Below are 16415 nucleotides of genomic sequence, written 5' to 3'. Positions count from 1 at the left end.
AGCACAGGCGGGACAGCGGTCACGGCGTCTCGGGGATCGGCACGACGATCTCCGGTCCCGTACCGGGTCGTCAAGTTCGCACCGATATGTCGGTCACGTAGGAGACGCTCCGGCGACGGCCCGGGATGACAGCGGGCGGACTTTTCCGGGCACCGGCGGGCCTTTGTCACCGAAGGCCACCGGGATGTCCCGACCGGACTAGACTCGGGCCGCATCCAGGGTGTTCGTCCGATCAGTCGTGACGCTGAGAGGAGACCGGTGTCCGATCGGGACTGGCAGCATGCCGTGCTGCACGAACTCGGCGCCGCCGAGCGCGGACTCGCCGACTCCCGGCCACCGGGTCCCGTCCCGCGTCCCGCACCGGCCGCGCCGGCCGCCGGGCGGACGACCGGTTCCGGTCCCTCGGCCTGGTATCCGGAGGGCAGCGTCGGCGGCGAGGGCGCGCCCACCGAGGCCGCTCCCCCCGTTCTGGGCGCCCCGCCCCCGCCGGGCCGCGAGGCCACCGCGATCTTCGGCCTGCCCGTGCGCGAGAACCGGCAGAACGCCTCCGCCGAGCAGCCGTCCGCGCCCTCCGCCCCGCAGCCCGCCCACGACCCGTCCGGCGACCCGCCGGCGGGCGGTTTCCCTCCGCCGCCACCGCCGCCCGCGCTCCAGCCGAACAGCGGCCCGGCCCCCGACGCCGGCACGGACACCCCTGCTCCTCCGGCTCCCCCGAACACGGCGCAGCCCGGGTTCCCCGAGCCGCCGGCCCCCCAGCCCTCCGGCGGTTCCGCCGAGCAGCCGAACGTGGCATGGCCCGGCCCGGGCCACGGCGATCCGTCCTCGGGCGGATTCCCGCCCCCTCCTCCGCCGCCCGCGATCCGGCCCGCCGCCGACGGCTCTCCCGAGCCCCCGAACGCACCGCAGGCCGGCACGGGTCCCGGCGATCCGTCCTCGAGCGGATTCCCGCCGCCTCCACCCCCGCCGCCCGCCGTCCGGCCCGCCGCCGACGGCTCTCCCGAGTCCTCGAACGCGCCCCAGGCCGGCACGGGTCCCGGCGGTCCGCCCCCCGGACTCCCCGAGCCTCCCGCGCCGCCCGCCCCCCAGCCCACGGGCGGCGCTTCCGCACCGGCCGACCCGTGGGGACCGGGCGGCACGTCCTCGGGCGGGTCTCCCGAGCCGCCGAACGCCGCACAGCCCGGCTGGCCCGCCGGCGGGTTCCCCGAGCCGCCCGCGATGCCCAACGCGCCGCAGTCCGAGGAGCAGGCCGCCGCGCCGGTCCTCGGGGGGACGCCGGAGCCGCCCGCCCCGCCGCATGCGCTGATGCCGTCCGCGCCGCCGCCGTCGGCGGTCGCCCCCGTGGGGGACGCGCCCGGCGTGCATCCGGCCCCGGTGCCGCAGCAGGCACCGGCCGAGCCGCAGCGCCCGCAGCCGCAGCCCGCCGTTCCGGCCGTGCCCGAGCAGCAGCCGGCCGGCCCGGCGGCGCAACTGGCGGCGGACGCGCTGGTGCGCCGCCGGGCCCACGGGGACTCGGCGTTCAAGCGGGTCGGGCGCGGGATGCGCAAGGTGGTCGGCGCGTCGGCGGCCGGGGACGCCCGGCAGCAGGAGGGCATGGCGCAGCGGCTGCGGTCGCCGGTGCCGTCCTGCCGGCGGATCGCGGTGACCTCCATCCGCGGCGGCGCCGGCAAGACCACGGTGGCGGCGCTGCTGGCCTCGGTGATCGCCGAGTACCGCGAGGACCGGGTGCTGGCCATGGACGCCGACTCCGGGCTGGGGTCGCTGCCGCTGCGGCTGGGCGTCCAGCCGGAGTTCTCCATGGGGCAGCTCGCCGCGGCCCGGCCCCGCACGTGGGAGGAGACGGCGCGGTTCCTGTCGCCCACCGAGCACGGCCTGTGGGTGATGTCGGGATCGGCGCGCGGCCAGGTCACCGAACTGGAGCTGGAGACGTTCCAGGCGGCCGCCTCCGGGGTGGGCCGGTACTTCTCCGCCGCGGTGATCGACTGCGGGGCGGGCATCGTGGCGCGGCTGCAGCGCGGGGTGCTGGCCGCCGCGCACGCCCAGGTGTTCGTCACGCCGGGGACCGTGGACGGCGCGATCAGCGCCCGGCAGACGCTGAGCTGGTTCGTCGGCAGCGGTTACGAGGACCTGCTGCGGCGGACCGTGGTGGTGCTGGTGACCCACTCCCCGCACGCCGACGGCGACGCCGACCTGGAACGGGCGCGGCAGGTGCTCAGCGACGGCGGGATGCCCGTCGAGGTGGTGCCCTACGACCGCCATCTGGCCACCGGGACCGCGATCAGCCTGGACCGGGTGAGCGGCGCCGCCCGCACGGCGGCGGCCCGGATCGCGGCCGAGGCGTTCGTCCGGTCGCTCAGCGGAGGAGCGTTGTGAGCACGGATCTGGTGGCGCTGACCAACGACCGTCCCGACGTCGCCGCCGTGCTGGAGGGGCTGGCGCCGCGGCTGGGGGTGGCGGTCGGCGCGCAGCCCGGCGGCTGCCGGGTGTACGACGAGTCCGGCCGGCTGGTGATGATCGCCGCCGAGCCGCTGCTGGTGGCCGTCCCCGGCGAGGTGGAACGGCTGCTGGGCGGCCGGGTGTCGGCCGCCCAGCCGGTGTGGTGGACCGACATCCGGGCCGCCGCCGACCTGGCGGACGCCCACCGGGTCGCGCGGGCCTGCGCCGACGAGCTGGTGGCCCGGCACGGCGGGACCGTGTGGAGCGGAGCGGGCCGATGAGCGCCGTGCTGGACGTGATGACCCCGCAGGCCATGGTGGTGCTGCAGGACCGCCCGGTGGTGGCGCTGACCCCGTGGCTGGCCGAGGCGCTGGGCGAGTGCACCTCCTCGGGCCGCACGCTGCAGATCGTGACCCCGGCGACCGCCCGGCTGTCGATGCCGCTGCGGGTGGCGGGGGCGGCCGTGCAGTGGGTGGTGCACGACCAGGGCGGCTACTACGAGGGGCTGACCGGCCGGCCGCTGCGCTGGGACGGCCGCATGTTCGGCCCGGTGCCGCAGGCCCGCGACTACGCGCCGGGCTTCGTGACGCGGCCGAGCGGGCCGATCGGGATGCAGCTCACGCTGACCTACCGGGCCCGGCACCTGCCGCAGGAGACGCTGGGCGGCCAGGTGGAACGGCTGATCACCATGCTGACCGGGCGGCCCCCGGCGGGCTGGGGCGAGGCCGAGCCGGTCGGCCGGCCCTGGCAGCGGGGCGAGCTGAACGCCCGGGTCCGCGAGCACGGCGGGATGCTGCGGCTGGTGGTGGTCGGCTCGGGCGGCGGCCGTACCGCGCAGGCCACCGTGGAGTTCTCCCAGGGCGGGGCGGCGGAGGTGACCACGCTGACGATCGGTCATCCCCCCGCCGACCCGCCGCAGGTCGCGCAGCTCCCGGCGCTGGTGGAGTCGCTGGTCGCCGACCATCCGGTGTCGTCGCTGCTGGCGCAGCTCAGCCCGGGGCGCGCGGACGTGACCTACGAGCCGCGCTGGACGGGCCAGCCCGCCCCGATCGGGATGGCGGTGGCCGGGGAGCGCACCGGCCCGGCCGGCGTCCCGGCCCGCAGGGCCGGGACGATGACCTGGTTCGAGCTGGGCGACGGCCGGTCGGCGGACGGCTGGAAACGGCACCAGGAACTGCTGCGGCACCTGACCGGCTGACCGTTTCCGGCCGCCGGAGACGCCCGGAAAGCCCGGCATCAGGTGGGTTCGTGTCTCACCCGGCCGCTACCGTAAGCCGGTGAGGCACGCCCTCACCCCCCGAGAGGAGACCCCCTGCAACCCGGCACCGACGCGCTGACCGCCGACGACCCCACCGTCGTCGGCCACTACCGGCTGCTCGGCAGGCTGGGGCAGGGCGGCATGGGCGCGGTCTACCGCGGCGTCGGCCCGGACGGGCGGCCGGTGGCGGTGAAGGTCGTCCGCAGGGAACTGGCCACCGACCCGGGGTTCCGCGCCCGGTTCGCCGACGAGGTCAGCAACGCCCGGCGGGTGGCGTCGTTCTGCACCGCCCGGGTGCTGGACCACGGCGAGGCCGGCGGCGTCCCGTACATGGTGACCGAGTACATCGAGGGGCCCTCGCTCGGCGACTACGTCTCCGAGCACGGGCCGCTGCCGCTGGAGCCGCTGAAGGCCCTGGCGGCGGGCATCGCCACCGCGCTGGTGGCGATCCACGGGGCGCGGCTGGTGCACCGCGACCTCAAGCCGTCGAACGTGCTGCTGTCGTCGACCGGCCCGCGGGTGATCGACTTCGGCGTGGCCCGGGCGGTGGACTCCTCCTCGCACCACACCCAGACCGGCTTCATCGTCGGCAGTCCCGGCTGGATCGCGCCCGAGCAGGTGTACGAGGGCACGGTGGGCACCGCGGCGGACGTGTTCACCTGGGGCTCGCTGATCGCGTTCGCCGCGACCGGCCGGCACCCGTACGGCGGCGGCAACCTGATGGTGCTGGCCGCCAGGGCGCACCAGGGCGCCCACGACCTGACCGGGGTGCCGGACGAGCTGGTGCCGCTGATCACCCGCGCGCTGGACCCGGACCCGGCCCGCCGCCCGGCCGCCGAGGACCTGCTGGTGGCGCTGGTCGGGGACGACGGCGACCCGCAGACGGGGGCGCGGCGGCTGGTCACCTCGGCGTGGACGCCGAGCGCGCTGCCCCCGGCGGTGTTCCACCAGCCGCCGCCGGGGCCGTCGGGACCGCCGGGGCCGATCACCCCGCCGCCGATGCACGTGACGCCGCCGCCGTTCCCGGCGCCCGCCCCGATGGCGCCCCCGATGGCGGCGCACGTTCCGCCGATGACCCCGCCGCCGCCCGCGCCGCCGGTGACGCCGCAGCCGATGCCGGTCCACCACCGCCCCTCCTCGGGGTCGGGCGCGGCGATCGCGTTCCTCACGGTGTCCGTGCTGATCGTGCTGGCGGTCCTCGGCTTCGGGGCGTACGTGCTGACCTCGGATCTCTCCGAAGGGTCCGGCGAACCGGACACGCCGCCGGTGACCGTACCGTCGCGGTCCGGGTCACCCGGTCAGGGCGCAGCGAACGAGATCACCGGCGTCCCGGCCACCCTGTGCCGGACCCTCGCCAAGGCGCTCCCGGCCAAGGCGCGCGGCGTCCCGCAGCAGAAGAGCCGGTCCGACTCCCCCGACATGCGCTTCTGCGCCTGGCAGACGCTGACCACCACCCGCGCGGTCAACCTGTCGATCGACGTCCAGGTGATGGAGGCGATCGGCGACGAGTCGGGGGTGCAGCGGGCCCGCGACGACATGCGGACCAACTGGGAGAACATCAACGACCCCGAGTTCCACCGCTCCGCGCAACGCCTGACCGGCCTGGGCGACGAGGCCATCGCCGCCCAGCAGATCAGCCCGATCATCGCCGGCCCCAGCGAGGACAACGTCCGCAACTACTGGATGGGCGGCGCCAACGTCTACGTCCGCCACCGCAACGTCATCATCGAGGTCACCTGGGTCGCCGCCGACTACCCCGCCTCGGTCCGCGGCAGCCGGGTCCTGCAGGGCCGCAACCTCGCCTACGCCCCCGCCAAGAACGAGGCCATCCGCCTGGCCCGTACTGTCCTCAACGAACTGCGGTAACCGGCCCGCCCCTCACACCGATGCCGCCGCCCGGGTCGGCGGGATCGCGGATGGCGTTCGTTCTCGGAGGCGTCGGGAGCGGTGCGTTCGGTGGGTGTGGTGCGTGGGGGCGCGGTCAGGCGGGAGGGGGCGGCGGGGGCTGCTGGTAGGGGTCGCCGCCGGGTGGGACGGACGGCGGGTGGGGCGGCTGGCCCGGGGGGAGGAACTGGGGGGCTCCGGACTGGGGCGGCTGTGGCGTCCATCCCTGAGGAGGTTGGGGCATCTGTCCGCCCATGGGCTGGGCCGGCGTCTGGCTCATGGGCGGGACGGCGCCGGGCTGCGGGGGCACCGGCCCCGGCATCATCCCGGGCTGCGGCACCATGCCGGGCGTCCACGGGGTCGGCTCCGTGACGATCATCAGCTCCTGCCGGTTCCGGTTGCGATGACGCGTCCACAGGAACCCGAACAACGTGATCAGCAGCATCCCGCCGCCGTAGACCAGAAAGCCGATCAAGTCCCCATCCATCAGCGCCACCCGTGTTCGCAGAAACCTGTCAGGGAGAATGTAGCCGCATACCGCCCGGACGGTGCCGCGCGGGGCGCAATTCCGTGGCGGCGGCCGGTATCGGCCTCACATCCCGGCAACGGCGGCGTACCGTTTCGCCCCTGTGGGTCCGCGGCCGGCGCTTCAATGTCGTGGCCGTTTCCGTCTCATCACTCACGATCTGCCGGGGATCCGCCCGGCGGCGCGCCATGACGATCGCGGCGGCCACATCGGCCGGCAGTTTCGTCCGGACCGTGTCTCCTGCCCATCCGGTGGACGATGGCGCCGGCCGATCTCGGGCGGAGATTCGTCGCCCGTGGAAATGGCTCAGTGTTGTTGGGGCGGCGGGGCCTGGCCCGGTCCGGGTGGGGCGTCACCCGGTGGTTGGGCGGGGCCGGAGCCCATCGACGGCGGCGGGCCGTAGGCCGGGGGCGGTCCGTACTGCTGGGGCGGCTGGTACTGGGGCTGACCCGCGTTCGGCTGGTACGGGGCCTGCGGAGGCACCGGAGGCATCGGCCCGGTCCCCATCGACGGCGGCGGTCCGGCCATCTGGCCCGGGTGGGGTTGCATCGGCCCCTGGGCCATGCCGGGGGACATCATCACCGGCTCCTGGGCGGGGGCGAACACCGGGGACGCCGGCCCGCGGTTCCGCCGCCGGGTCATGAAGAATCCGCCGATGATGATCAGCAGGGCCACACCGCCGATGGCCCCGTAGACGATGAGGTCGGTCGAGCCGCCGCCGGACTCCTCGCCTCCCGGCTTCTCCTGGCCGTTCTGCGGCTGCTGCCCCTGGCCGCCGGAGCCCGCACCGGCGCTCTTGGCCCACTGGTCGTACTCCTCGAACACCGGATTGCCGGTGTTCTTGGGCACCTCGCCGCTGAAGATCAACCGAGGCCGCCAGATCCCGTGACCGCTGGCGTCGTCCCGCCCGGGCGCCCCGATGTCCTTGGCCGAGGCCACCACCTGCCGGACGACCTCACGGTTGGTCATCTGCGGGTACTTCGACCGGATCAACGCGATGGCCCCGGACGTGAACGCCGCCGATGAGCTAGTCCCGCCCTGCGACCGATAGATTCGGCCATCTCGTAGAACTGCATTGGAGTTCTCCGCCGGAGCAGCGACATCAACATAGGGCTGTCGCTGTGAGGACTTCCAAGGCCTGTTGTCGACGGTTGTCCCTCCGACTGCGAGCACCCCTTTACAGTTGGCGGGGTACTCAGAAGGGTTACCGGCGTCCCCCGTGTTCCCTGCCGCAACCACGATGACGACATCCTTGTCTATCGCATACTTGATCGCGGCCTGGACATCTTCGGGACACTCGGCGGGAAGCCCCTGCGAAAGGTTGATCACCTTGGCACCCTGATCGGCGGCATATCTGATGCCTTTCACATACGCCGCCTGGGAACGAGTGATCACTGGAAGTATCTTAACTTCTGGCGCTACGCCCATAAATCCAGTCGCACCCCCGCGTGAGGCGATCTGGGTAGCCATTCCAGTGCCATGTCCGTAGCCGTTGGGATCCTTGTCCGTTCTGCCGTCGCCGCCACCGAACTCGAAGTCGGCGCCTGGCAGTACTGCACCGGCCAGCTCGGGAATGCTGGCCTGGACTCCAGTGTCAAGAACGGCGACGGTCACCCCCGCGCCCTTGGAGTGCGGCCAGAGGTGGGACTCGATAGCCCAGGTGGTGAACCACCACTGATCAGGCAGCGGTTTGATCACCGTCACCGCTGCTCCGGGGGTAGCCGTAGCGCCGAGCAGGAGCATCGCCATGGCCGACACGAGCATTGGACGACCCCGCCGCCGAAACATGACACCTCACATGTCGCAACTACTCGCTTAACAGTACGGGCAGACCAGGGTCTCACCCGGTCTGCCCGTACCACAACCGGTGCGGTGGGTCGGCAGACCGCCGGTTCCCGCACCCTCATCCACAGCCGCCCTGCACTTATCGCGGATGGCGGCGTGGTTATGTCAGTCGATCACTCCAGGGCCGACGCCGTCCTCACCCAGCCAGACTTCCTCGTCCTCGGTGAGCCAGGTGGTGCGTTCGCGCTCCTCGCTGTTGCCGCCCTTACCGGCACCGGCACCGGCACCCATGGGCATGCCCATAGCGCCATAGCCGCCACGCCCAGCACCGAGACCGCCAGGACCGCCGATCACACCGCCCCGGCCCAATGCACCAGGCCCACCGGGAACGGCACCGGGCATGCCACCAGGGCCAGCAAGACCACCGGGCGCACCGCCGGGACCACCGGGAAGGCCCCCGGCTCCGAGGCCGGGTCCGCCACCCGGGCCACCGGGAAGGCCCAGGCCTGTTCCACCGCCAGGACCGAGACCGGCCAGGCTAGAGCCACCGTTGGCACCGGAGCCGACCAGGTCCGAGCCACCCGGTCCCGCGCCGTCCGGGGAGGTCGGGTCGGTGAAGTCCCTTCCGTCGATAACCCCGTCGAACCCCTGGGGCTGCGAATCGCCCGGGGAAGTCGGCCCGCCGGGCAGATCCGAGGTCCCGGTGTTCCCGGGCCCGCCAGGACCGGGCATGCTGGGACCCCCACCGGGGGACGTGGGGTTGGTCGAGGGGGGCGGCGGCTCGAAGTTGTTGCGCTCCGGGTCCGGCATCTCCTGCTTGATGCCGGCGGGGAACATGTCGTTGGTGCGCTCGGTGCCGACGTTCAGCTGGTGCATCGCGTCGCCGGCGCTGAGGTTGTTGATCGCCGACGGGGTGGGCCCCACCGCCCGGGCGATCTCGCGCACGATGCTGTCGGTGCTGCCGCCGCTGCCGTACTGCGCCTTCCACTCCCGCTGCTGACCGGCGTGCGTGCGGAGCGCCTGGCTGACCTCCTTGCTGCGGTCGCGGATCTCCTGCGCCTGCACGTAGGCCTTGTTCATCTGAGTGAGGGCCTTCTTGGCGTCCTCACCGCCCCATTCGGCGTGCAGCTTGTAGCCGATGTCGCGCAGCAGGTTGACGGTGGTCTCCAGCCGCGTGGCGGCCTTGCCGTAGGCGCCGGCGCCGGCGTCCACCTGCGTCGGGTTCATCCCGTCGACGATCTGCCGGAGCTTGTCGAACTGGTCCTCCCAGACCTTGAGGGAGTTCCAGCCGCCGATGCCCTCGTTGTCGCCGCCGACGTCCTGCCGGATCTTCTGGGTCGTCACTTACCGGCACCCCATTCCTTCTGGTATGACACCCCGCTCATCAGACCATCGAGGGGCCGTTGCCGCCGCCGTTCACGTTCTGCAGGCTCTCGCGGGTGCGGTCCTCGGCCCGGTCGTAGTTCCTGGCCGAGTCGTACAGTGCGTTGATCACGTTCTGGTAGGCGGTGAGGAACTGCGTGATCGTGCTGCCCACATGGGTGCGGGCGGTGTTGACCGTGTTGCTCAGTCCCTGTCCCGCCTGGTAGTGACCGATGTGGTCGATGTTGGGCGAGTCGTCCTGGATTCCTTCGGCGAGCCGCTGCCGCTTCAGGTCGTCCAGGTCCTTCTGCAGCTCGTCGGCGAGCTTGCGGAGCCGGTCGCGGCTGATCTCGATTTCCCTGGACTGTGCCTCGGGCAGGTTGTGCACACCCATCAGTTCACCTCCTGTCGTTCGCCGCCGACGCGGCTGGTCGCTCGAACCCTCCCCACGGTGGGCGCGGGCCGCCCCCTGCGGACCCGGCCGGTGGACGAAGGCTCACTGCCCCCGGGACTGCCGCGGATCGACGGCGAACCGCACAGCACCCGACCCGGGGAGCCCTGGTCGTTCCCGGTGGCCAGGGCTCCCCGGGCCGCGGTCCAAGCCCCTCGGACATGGATCGCCGGCGTCGGCCGGCGGCCGGGTCAGCCGCTCCAGATGCCCATGTTGGCGCGCTCGGCCGCCTGGTAGTTGGCGTTCGCGTCCGCGATCGCCACACCCAGCTGCGTCACCACGTTCTGCATGTCCTTGGCCGCCGCGTCCCACTCCTTCTGGAACTGCCAGTACGCCTGCTGCGCCTGACCATCCCACCGGTTCAGCTTCGTCCGCAGCTTGGCCTCCAGATCGTTCAGCTCGTCCATCAACGCACGAGCCGCCATCGAGAACTGCGCCTCACCCTCGGTCAGGCCACCGAAATTAGCCCTGGTGTAGCTGTCGTCGGTCACGATTCCTCCCTCACACGATCCCCGTCAGGTACTCCGCGCGCCCTGGTGCTCAGCCTCAGGTGGTGCCGTTCAGCAGCGCCTGCACCTTGTTCACGGCCTGCTGCGACATCTCCTCCTTGGCGTCATAGGTGATCTTCGTCTGCACCAGCGACTGGTGCATCCCCTCCAACGCCCGCAGCACCCGCGAGAAGTCCTCGTTGAACCGGGCGAACACCTGCTCGAACGCCATCGACGCGTTACCCTCCCAGTTCGCCCGCAACGCCGTCTTCGCACCATCCAGACGCGTCTGCAGACCCTTGATCACATTCGCCGAGGCATCGATGTCCTGCGCGGCCTGCGCCATCGCCGCCCTGTCGACCGCCGACTGCGTCATCAGCACCCTCCTCGTCTCGGATGTCCACCGAGCCCACCGGCCTCATTCCCCGAACGAGGAAGGCCGGCCGACCCGGTACTCGGCCCCCGCGAGCCACCCGGCGGCGGACGGTGGCCAGAAATCGTCACACTGACTCCAGACTTTAGAGAAAATGAGCGATCTTGTCCACTCGTCTCCACTCGACGGATGACTTATCGGAGCCGTCCACGACATCTTGGACGCAGCCGCCTCGCGCCCGGTTCACCCCGATCGCAATCTCCGCGAACTTAACCCTCCGTTAACGCGCGCCCCCTTCCCCCGACGCCCCGCAGAGCACGAAACCGCACTTCAGCGGGGTGGACCACCAGATCCGCACACAGCCACCATTCACAGACGCACAAGCTGGCCCAATAGCTGTCCGAAATGCTCCGGTTTCCGTCTCTCCACCTGTTCACCGGCCGTCATCCCTCGACGCACCACGCCCATGCACCGTTCCACTCGGGTCACCGCCTCCACCCCACCAGCCGGTCGCCCCCTCGGCGACTGCCTGCGGCCTCGCCCAGAGAGGCCGCATCCGGCCACAGAGGGCACCCACCATGAACGCCGCCACCAACTCCAGGAGCACCCGAACCCCTACGGCGGTCCGCCGACGACAAGGCCAGATCGGTGAACGTTCAACAAGCTCAAAGCCCCTGACAGGCATCCCGTCCCAGAGCACCGACACGGAGCCGAGGCACCACCACAGCCCAAGGAGGCTCAGACCACCCCTGCCCACACACCACACCCGGCAGCGCAAACCCTGTGACCTCTGGCGGCCACCAGAGGCGGACCGACACCGGCGACCAGAACCCCGGACGCGAGCAGCTCAAGGCCCTACCAAACCTCGGTGAACAGCATCACCGTCCACTGACCGGTCGCCGCGGAATGTCCATCACCTGCTGTTCCACGTTTCCTCACGAAAGCATCACAATCACAACCGCTCCAAGTCGAGAGGAGCGCGTTCGGTGAAGCATTCGTTCAGGGTCGGCAGCCCAAAGGTTAGAACGTCATTGGTCGGCTATCAACGAAAACGGCGCCCATCTCATCAATGACGAGGAACGCATGACCACCTGTAGTCCCCTGACCGGATAGAACTCCCGACAGCAGCGGGGGAAGGTCTTACGTCATGAACGACACGCCTCACCGTTGAGATGACTCGGCACGCAGCTTCCCAAAGCCGCCCACTGAGCCTTCCCGGCAGTCCGGTGGAAGTCGCGCCCTGTGGGCGATCAGGGAGGCCATTCCGGTGCCCCCAAGTGCCGAACCACCGCTGTTCCTGCAGTAGCGCGGCGGCGGCACTGCCCGGTGCGGCCGCGCCTGCGACCATGAGCAGCGCCAAAGCCGATGAGATGACGCTCTGTCGCCGAAGCATCCGTGTGCGCATGAAACACCGATCACTCAGTAGTACGCGCGGAATGGCTGCTCTGCTGTTCCGCCCGTACCACAACCGCTCATGACATGCTCGAGTCAGCCGGTCGCAGACGGACCCGCATCGTCATAACTCATCCGGACGTCTTCGTCCTCGGCCGGCCGGGTACTGCGCTCGCGTTCCTCATCCTTGCCGTCCCCGTGGTCATCGGCGCCCATAGGCATGCCGCCGCCATCACCGAAGTCAAATGACCGGTACCGGACACCGCCACTCGGAGACATCCTCGGAGGAGTTCGCGGTATCCGGTACCGGATGTGTTTCAGGTCTGCCTGGCTGCTTTCAGTGCTGGGGTGGCGGCTGCTGCTGATACTCGCCTGGCTGATGCGGCGCATCCCCCCGCTGCTGCGGTGGAACGTATCCGCCGCCCATCGCCGGAGGTGGCCCGTATCCCTGCGGCGGACCATAGCCGGGAGCCTGCTGGGGCGGCTGATACTGCGGCGCGCCTTGCGGTGGCAGCCCGCCGCCTTGGGGCGGGACCATCGGCCCAGGGGCTCCCATGGCCGGGGGAGGTCCTGGCATCTGGCCCGGTGCCGGAGGAATGCCTGCACCGGGCATCATCGCCGGCGGCATGCCTCCGTGAGGCGCGCCCGGCAGCCCGCCCGCACCGGTGGCCATCGCAGTACGACGTTGTCTGGAGCGGGCGAAGAGGACCGCGACGAGCAGGACCAGGCCTCCTCCCGCGAAGGCGAGCACCCCCGAGAGATCGCTGAGGGTCTGACCGATGCCCGATGACGATTGCGGTGACGGTGCGGCGTCGCCACCCGGCCTGTCCTTCGCAGGGTTGGCCTTGGCCCATGCATCGTACTCCTCGAACACCGGGTTCCCGGTGTTCTGCGGGAGCTTCCCTTCGAAGATCCGGTACGGCCTGATGAAGCCGTAACCGGTCATGTCGTCACGGCCCGTGGGCCCGATGTCCTTCGCCGAGGCCACGAGCTTCTGCACGACCTCGCGGTTGCGCATCTGCGGATACTTCGATCGCACCAAGGCGACCACGCCGGAGGTCAGTGCGGCGGAGATGCTGGTCCCGCTGATGCCCTGCTGCAAAGTACCGTTCCTGACGACCGTCGATGCGGCGACGCCGGGCCCCGCGATGTCGACGTAGGGCTGCCGTTCGGTCTTCTCCCAGGGCCTTGCGTTGACATCGGCCGCTCCGACCGAGAGCACGCCCTTGCAGTTGGCCGGGTGGAGGGAGGGATTGCCTTCCAGCCCGTCGTTGCCCGCGGCCGTCACGATGACCGCATCGCGTTCAATGGCGTACCGAACCGCCTCCTGGAGTTCGGCCGGGCAGGGGCCGGGGAGCCCCTGCGACATGTTGATGACCTTGGCACCGCGGTCGGCCGCGAAACGCAGTCCCTTCGCATAGGCCCGGGCGGACTGCGTCACGATCGGGAGGATCCTCGCCTCCGGCGCTATTCCCAGGAAGCCGCTGTTCCCCCCTCGCGAGGCGATCAACACTGATATCCCGGTACCGTGACCATTGGTTTCGTGAGGGTCGGTGTCGGTACGCCCGTCACCGCCGCCGCTCTCAAAGTTGGCACCGGCGAGCACGGCACCCGACAGCTCCGGGAGATCGGCCTCGACGCCGGTGTCCAGCACCGCGACGGTGACGCCTTGCCCCTTACTGTGCGCCCACAGTTCGTTGTGCACCGCCCATGTGCCGAACCACCATTGCTGCGGCAACGGCTGAGGCGCTGTGGCGGCCATTCCAGGCGATGCCGTCACGGCCACCGCGGCGACGGCTACAAGAGATGTGGCGATCGTCCGCAATCGCTGCGGAACCGCAGATAGTGGCATGGCGCAACCGATCACTCAACGAGTACGGGCAGCCCGGTGTCAACCGGCCTGCCCGTACCATACCTGTCACTCGTCGAACAGCGTCAGCCGATGACGGAAGGGCCGGCTTCCTGATCACCGGTCCAGACGTCTTCGTCCTCGGTGAGCCAGGTGCTGCGCTCGCGTTCTTCTCCCTTGCCGCCGCCGTGACCACCGGCGCCCATGGGCATGCCCATGCCGCCGAAGCCGCCACGGCCCGCACCGGCCAGCCCGCCCGCACCCGGGCCACCTCGGCCCATCATCCCGGGAGCGGCGCCGGGCAGACCGCCGGGGCCGGACGCCAAGCCGCCGGGGCCGCCGGGGACGCCTCCGGCGCCGCCGCCCAGACCGCTCGGGCCGCCCGGGAGGCCGCCGCCTCCACCGCCGAGGCCCCCGCCACCGCCGCCGGGCGTGCCCAGACCCGCCAGGTCGGAGCCGCCCGAACCGGGGTAGTTCGAGCCACCGGGGCCACCGGGGTAATTCGGCCCCTTGGGAAGGTCGGAGCCGCCGGGACCATTGGGGCCGCCAGGACCGTCCGGGAGGTTCGGGCTGCCCGGCCCCTTGGGGAGGTCACCGGTGCCGGGACCGCCGGGCATGCCACCGCCGGGACCGCCGGGCATGCCGCCACCAGGACCGCCGCCTATGTTCGGAGGAGGCGGAGTGTTCGGCGGCATGTCGTACTGGTTGGGGTTGGTGATGGGGAGGTCGGCGCGGATGCTGGGCGGGAACTGGTCGTTGGAGTCCTTGGTCCCGTTGTTGATGTCCTGCAGGCCGGCGACGGCGCCCCAGTTGCTGTGCAGCCAGTTCGAGATGACCATCGGCCCCGACACCGGGTTGATCGCCATGACCGTGTCGACCCAGCCCCGCGCGTCGCGGACGAGCTTGTCCGCCCACGAACCGGTACCGTAACGGTCCTGCCATTCTTTCTGCTTGAGGGCGTGGTTGTTCAGGGCCCGGCCGACCTGGTCGCTCTTGATCTGGATCTCCTGGGCCTGCCGGAAGGCCTTGTTCATCTGCTCCAAGGCCTGCCTGGCCGCGTCACCGCCCCATTTCTTACCCAGACTGTTGCCGTGCGCCTTGAGCAGCTCGACGGTGTCCTTGAAATCCTTGGAAATGGTGTGGTACTGGTTGCCGTGATGCTGGATGAGGCCCGGCTTCATCGCATCGACCATCTTCTTCAGGTCGTTGGCCTGGTTCTCCCAGACCTTGAAGGATCCGAGGATGCCGGTTACGACGCTGTCCCCTTGGATCTCCGTCCTGATGTTCCTGTCTTCGACCATTCACACACCTCCTTCCACTATGCGAAGAATTCAGACGAGTTTGGGACCTGGGCCGGTGTGGGAACCACCGCTGTTCCCGGCGTCGCGGACCTTGTTCTTGCTCTTCTCTTCGGCCTGCTCGTAACGGTCGGCAGATGCCCGCAGGGACTGGATGATGCCCCGGTAGGACGAGATGAACTGATCGATGGTGGTACCGATCTGGTTCTGCGCCATCGTGACGGTGCCGTTACGGAACGACTCTCCACCCTGATAGTCGCCGAAGGCGATCTGGTTGGGGAGAGAGTCCTGCAACGTGGTGGACCAGCGTCGATCCTCCAGGTGCCTGAGGTTCTTCTCGAACTCCTTGGCGATCTGCCGCAGATAGCTGGCGGAGACCTCGATCTCCTCGCTGCTCGGCACGGGCAGGTTCTCCATGCCCACAGCCGTTCACCTCCTGTTGTCGGTCGTCCGTCCGGCCACGGGCTCCGGTGCACCGCGCAGAATGGGCAGCCTCAGCCGAAAAGCCCTGGCGTCATCGAACGGCCAGGGCTTGTCGGTGTCGCGGTCCAGGCATCGGAGTGTGGCCGCCGGCGGCGAGAACGTCGGCCGGGTCAGCCGCTCCAGATGCCCATGTTGGCGCGCTCGGCCGCCTGGTAGTTGGCGTTCGCGTCCGCGATCGCCACACCCAGCTGCGTCACCACGTTCTGCATGTCCTTGGCCGCCGCGTCCCACTCCTTCTGGAACTGCCAGTACGCCTGCTGCGCCTGACCATCCCACCGGTTCAGCTTCGTCCGCAGCTTGGCCTCCAGATCGTTCAGCTCGTCCATCAACGCACGAGCCGCCATCGAGAACTGCGCCTCACCCTCGGTCAGGCCACCGAAATTAGCCCTGGTGTAGCTGTCGTCGGTCACGATTCCTCCCTCACACGATCCCCGTCAGGTACTCCGCGCGCCCTGGTGCTCAGCCTCAGGTGGTGCCGTTCAGCAGCGCCTGCACCTTGTTCACGGCCTGCTGCGACATCTCCTCCTTGGCGTCATAGGTGATCTTCGTCTGCACCAGCGACTGGTGCATCCCCTCCAACGCCCGCAGCACCCGCGAGAAGTCCTCGTTGAACCGGGCGAACACCTGCTCGAACGCCATCGACGCGTTACCCTCCCAGTTCGCCCGCAACGCCGTCTTCGCACCATCCAGACGCGTCTGCAGACCCTTGATCACATTCGCCGAGGCATCGATGTCCTGCGCGGCCTGCGCCATCGCCGCCCTGTCGACCGCCGACTGCGTCATCTACGACCCTCCCGATCGCTGGTGTCCGTCGGGCTCACCAGCCCCCTCGC

At 70.7% G+C, this 16415-nt stretch carries 15 protein-coding genes; 4 read left to right on the top strand and 11 right to left on the bottom strand.

All coding sequences use genetic code 11. The features are described from left to right. Positions 1 to 258: 258 nt before the first annotated feature. The 4 genes from HNR21_RS36335 to HNR21_RS10270 all read left to right on the top strand — a co-directional run bounded on the left by HNR21_RS36335 (position 259) and on the right by HNR21_RS10270 (position 5557). Positions 259 to 2370, top strand: a complete 2112-nt coding sequence (locus HNR21_RS36335; RefSeq protein WP_182705014.1) for a MinD/ParA family ATP-binding protein — start codon at positions 259 to 261, stop codon at positions 2368 to 2370. Then, complete coding sequence (locus HNR21_RS10280) at positions 2367 to 2714, top strand: hypothetical protein (RefSeq protein WP_182705013.1); 348 nt, start codon at positions 2367 to 2369, stop codon at positions 2712 to 2714. Before HNR21_RS36335 ends, HNR21_RS10280 begins: the two co-directional genes overlap by 4 nt. Continuing rightward, on the top strand, positions 2711 to 3631 hold the full coding sequence (locus tag HNR21_RS10275; protein ID WP_119731594.1) for a DUF6177 family protein: 921 nt from the start codon (positions 2711 to 2713) through the stop codon (positions 3629 to 3631). The genes HNR21_RS10280 and HNR21_RS10275 overlap by 4 nt, the downstream gene beginning before the upstream one ends. Positions 3632 to 3745: 114 nt before the next feature. Next, complete coding sequence (locus HNR21_RS10270; RefSeq protein ID WP_312881557.1) at positions 3746 to 5557, top strand: serine/threonine-protein kinase; 1812 nt, start codon at positions 3746 to 3748, stop codon at positions 5555 to 5557. A 115-nt stretch (positions 5558 to 5672) separates the two neighbouring features. On the opposite strand, the gene HNR21_RS10265 is transcribed toward HNR21_RS10270, so the two are convergent. The 11 genes from HNR21_RS10265 to HNR21_RS10215 all read right to left on the bottom strand — a co-directional run bounded on the left by HNR21_RS10265 (position 5673) and on the right by HNR21_RS10215 (position 16365). Beyond that, entirely contained in the window at positions 5673 to 6062 is a 390-nt protein-coding gene (locus HNR21_RS10265; protein WP_182705011.1) for a hypothetical protein, read from the bottom strand. Between the two features lie 345 nt (positions 6063 to 6407). Beyond that, positions 6408 to 7844, bottom strand: a complete 1437-nt coding sequence (locus tag HNR21_RS10260) for a S8 family serine peptidase (protein ID WP_246443571.1) — start codon at positions 7842 to 7844, stop codon at positions 6408 to 6410. A gap of 207 nt (positions 7845 to 8051) precedes the next feature. Then, positions 8052 to 9230: a hypothetical protein gene (locus HNR21_RS10255; RefSeq protein ID WP_182705009.1), complete on the bottom strand. Its 1179-nt coding sequence runs from the start codon at positions 9228 to 9230 to the stop codon at positions 8052 to 8054. A 40-nt stretch (positions 9231 to 9270) separates the two neighbouring features. Then, the gene (locus HNR21_RS10250; RefSeq protein ID WP_119726948.1) at positions 9271 to 9642 is read right to left on the bottom strand and encodes a DUF2563 family protein; all 372 of its coding nucleotides are present in this window, start codon (positions 9640 to 9642) and stop codon (positions 9271 to 9273) included. 248 nt (positions 9643 to 9890) lie between these two features. Beyond that, entirely contained in the window at positions 9891 to 10190 is a 300-nt protein-coding gene (locus HNR21_RS10245) for a WXG100 family type VII secretion target (RefSeq protein ID WP_119726945.1), read from the bottom strand. Positions 10191 to 10245: 55 nt separating this feature from the next. Then, a complete protein-coding gene (locus tag HNR21_RS10240; RefSeq protein ID WP_119726944.1) occupies positions 10246 to 10563 on the bottom strand; it encodes a WXG100 family type VII secretion target in 318 nt (105 codons plus the stop codon). 1726 nt (positions 10564 to 12289) lie between these two features. Continuing rightward, positions 12290 to 13714 (bottom strand): S8 family serine peptidase, encoded by a 1425-nt coding sequence (locus HNR21_RS10235; RefSeq protein ID WP_246442067.1) that lies wholly within the window; start codon positions 13712 to 13714, stop codon positions 12290 to 12292. Between the two features lie 173 nt (positions 13715 to 13887). Further along, on the bottom strand, positions 13888 to 15102 hold the full coding sequence (locus HNR21_RS10230) for a WXG100 family type VII secretion target (protein WP_182705008.1): 1215 nt from the start codon (positions 15100 to 15102) through the stop codon (positions 13888 to 13890). 30 nt (positions 15103 to 15132) lie between these two features. After that, positions 15133 to 15516, bottom strand: coding sequence for a DUF2563 family protein (locus HNR21_RS10225; protein ID WP_512700801.1), 384 nt, complete (start codon positions 15514 to 15516; stop codon positions 15133 to 15135). A gap of 176 nt (positions 15517 to 15692) precedes the next feature. Then, positions 15693 to 15992, bottom strand: coding sequence for a WXG100 family type VII secretion target (locus tag HNR21_RS10220; protein WP_119726945.1), 300 nt, complete (start codon positions 15990 to 15992; stop codon positions 15693 to 15695). A gap of 55 nt (positions 15993 to 16047) precedes the next feature. After that, positions 16048 to 16365 carry a WXG100 family type VII secretion target gene (locus tag HNR21_RS10215; protein ID WP_119726944.1) on the bottom strand — a complete coding sequence of 106 codons (318 nt, stop codon included), beginning with the start codon at positions 16363 to 16365 and terminating at the stop codon, positions 16048 to 16050. Positions 16366 to 16415: the final 50 nt, after the last annotated feature.

This window comes from Thermomonospora cellulosilytica (genome assembly GCF_014138835.1).
Taxonomy (GTDB): domain Bacteria; phylum Actinomycetota; class Actinomycetes; order Streptosporangiales; family Streptosporangiaceae; genus Thermomonospora; species Thermomonospora amylolytica.
Note: the sequence above shows the minus strand (reverse complement) of the source record. Positions and strands in the feature narration are given on the sequence as shown.

Excerpts from the sequence above, each read along its gene's own strand:
- HNR21_RS10265 (WP_182705011.1), bottom strand. The coding sequence starts at position 6,062 with ATGGATGGGGACTTGATCGGCTTTCTGGTCTACGGCGGCGGGATGCTG.
- HNR21_RS10260 (WP_246443571.1), bottom strand. The coding sequence starts at position 7,844 with ATGCTCCTGCTCGGCGCTACGGCTACCCCCGGAGCAGCGGTGACGGTG.
- HNR21_RS10215 (WP_119726944.1), bottom strand. The coding sequence starts at position 16,365 with ATGACGCAGTCGGCGGTCGACAGGGCGGCGATGGCGCAGGCCGCGCAG.
- HNR21_RS10275 (WP_119731594.1), top strand. The coding sequence starts at position 2,711 with ATGAGCGCCGTGCTGGACGTGATGACCCCGCAGGCCATGGTGGTGCTG.
- HNR21_RS10225 (WP_512700801.1), bottom strand. The coding sequence starts at position 15,516 with ATGGAGAACCTGCCCGTGCCGAGCAGCGAGGAGATCGAGGTCTCCGCC.
- HNR21_RS10235 (WP_246442067.1), bottom strand. The coding sequence starts at position 13,714 with ATGGCCGCCACAGCGCCTCAGCCGTTGCCGCAGCAATGGTGGTTCGGC.
- HNR21_RS10230 (WP_182705008.1), bottom strand. The coding sequence starts at position 15,102 with ATGGTCGAAGACAGGAACATCAGGACGGAGATCCAAGGGGACAGCGTC.
- HNR21_RS10240 (WP_119726944.1), bottom strand. The coding sequence starts at position 10,563 with ATGACGCAGTCGGCGGTCGACAGGGCGGCGATGGCGCAGGCCGCGCAG.
- HNR21_RS10250 (WP_119726948.1), bottom strand. The coding sequence starts at position 9,642 with ATGGGTGTGCACAACCTGCCCGAGGCACAGTCCAGGGAAATCGAGATC.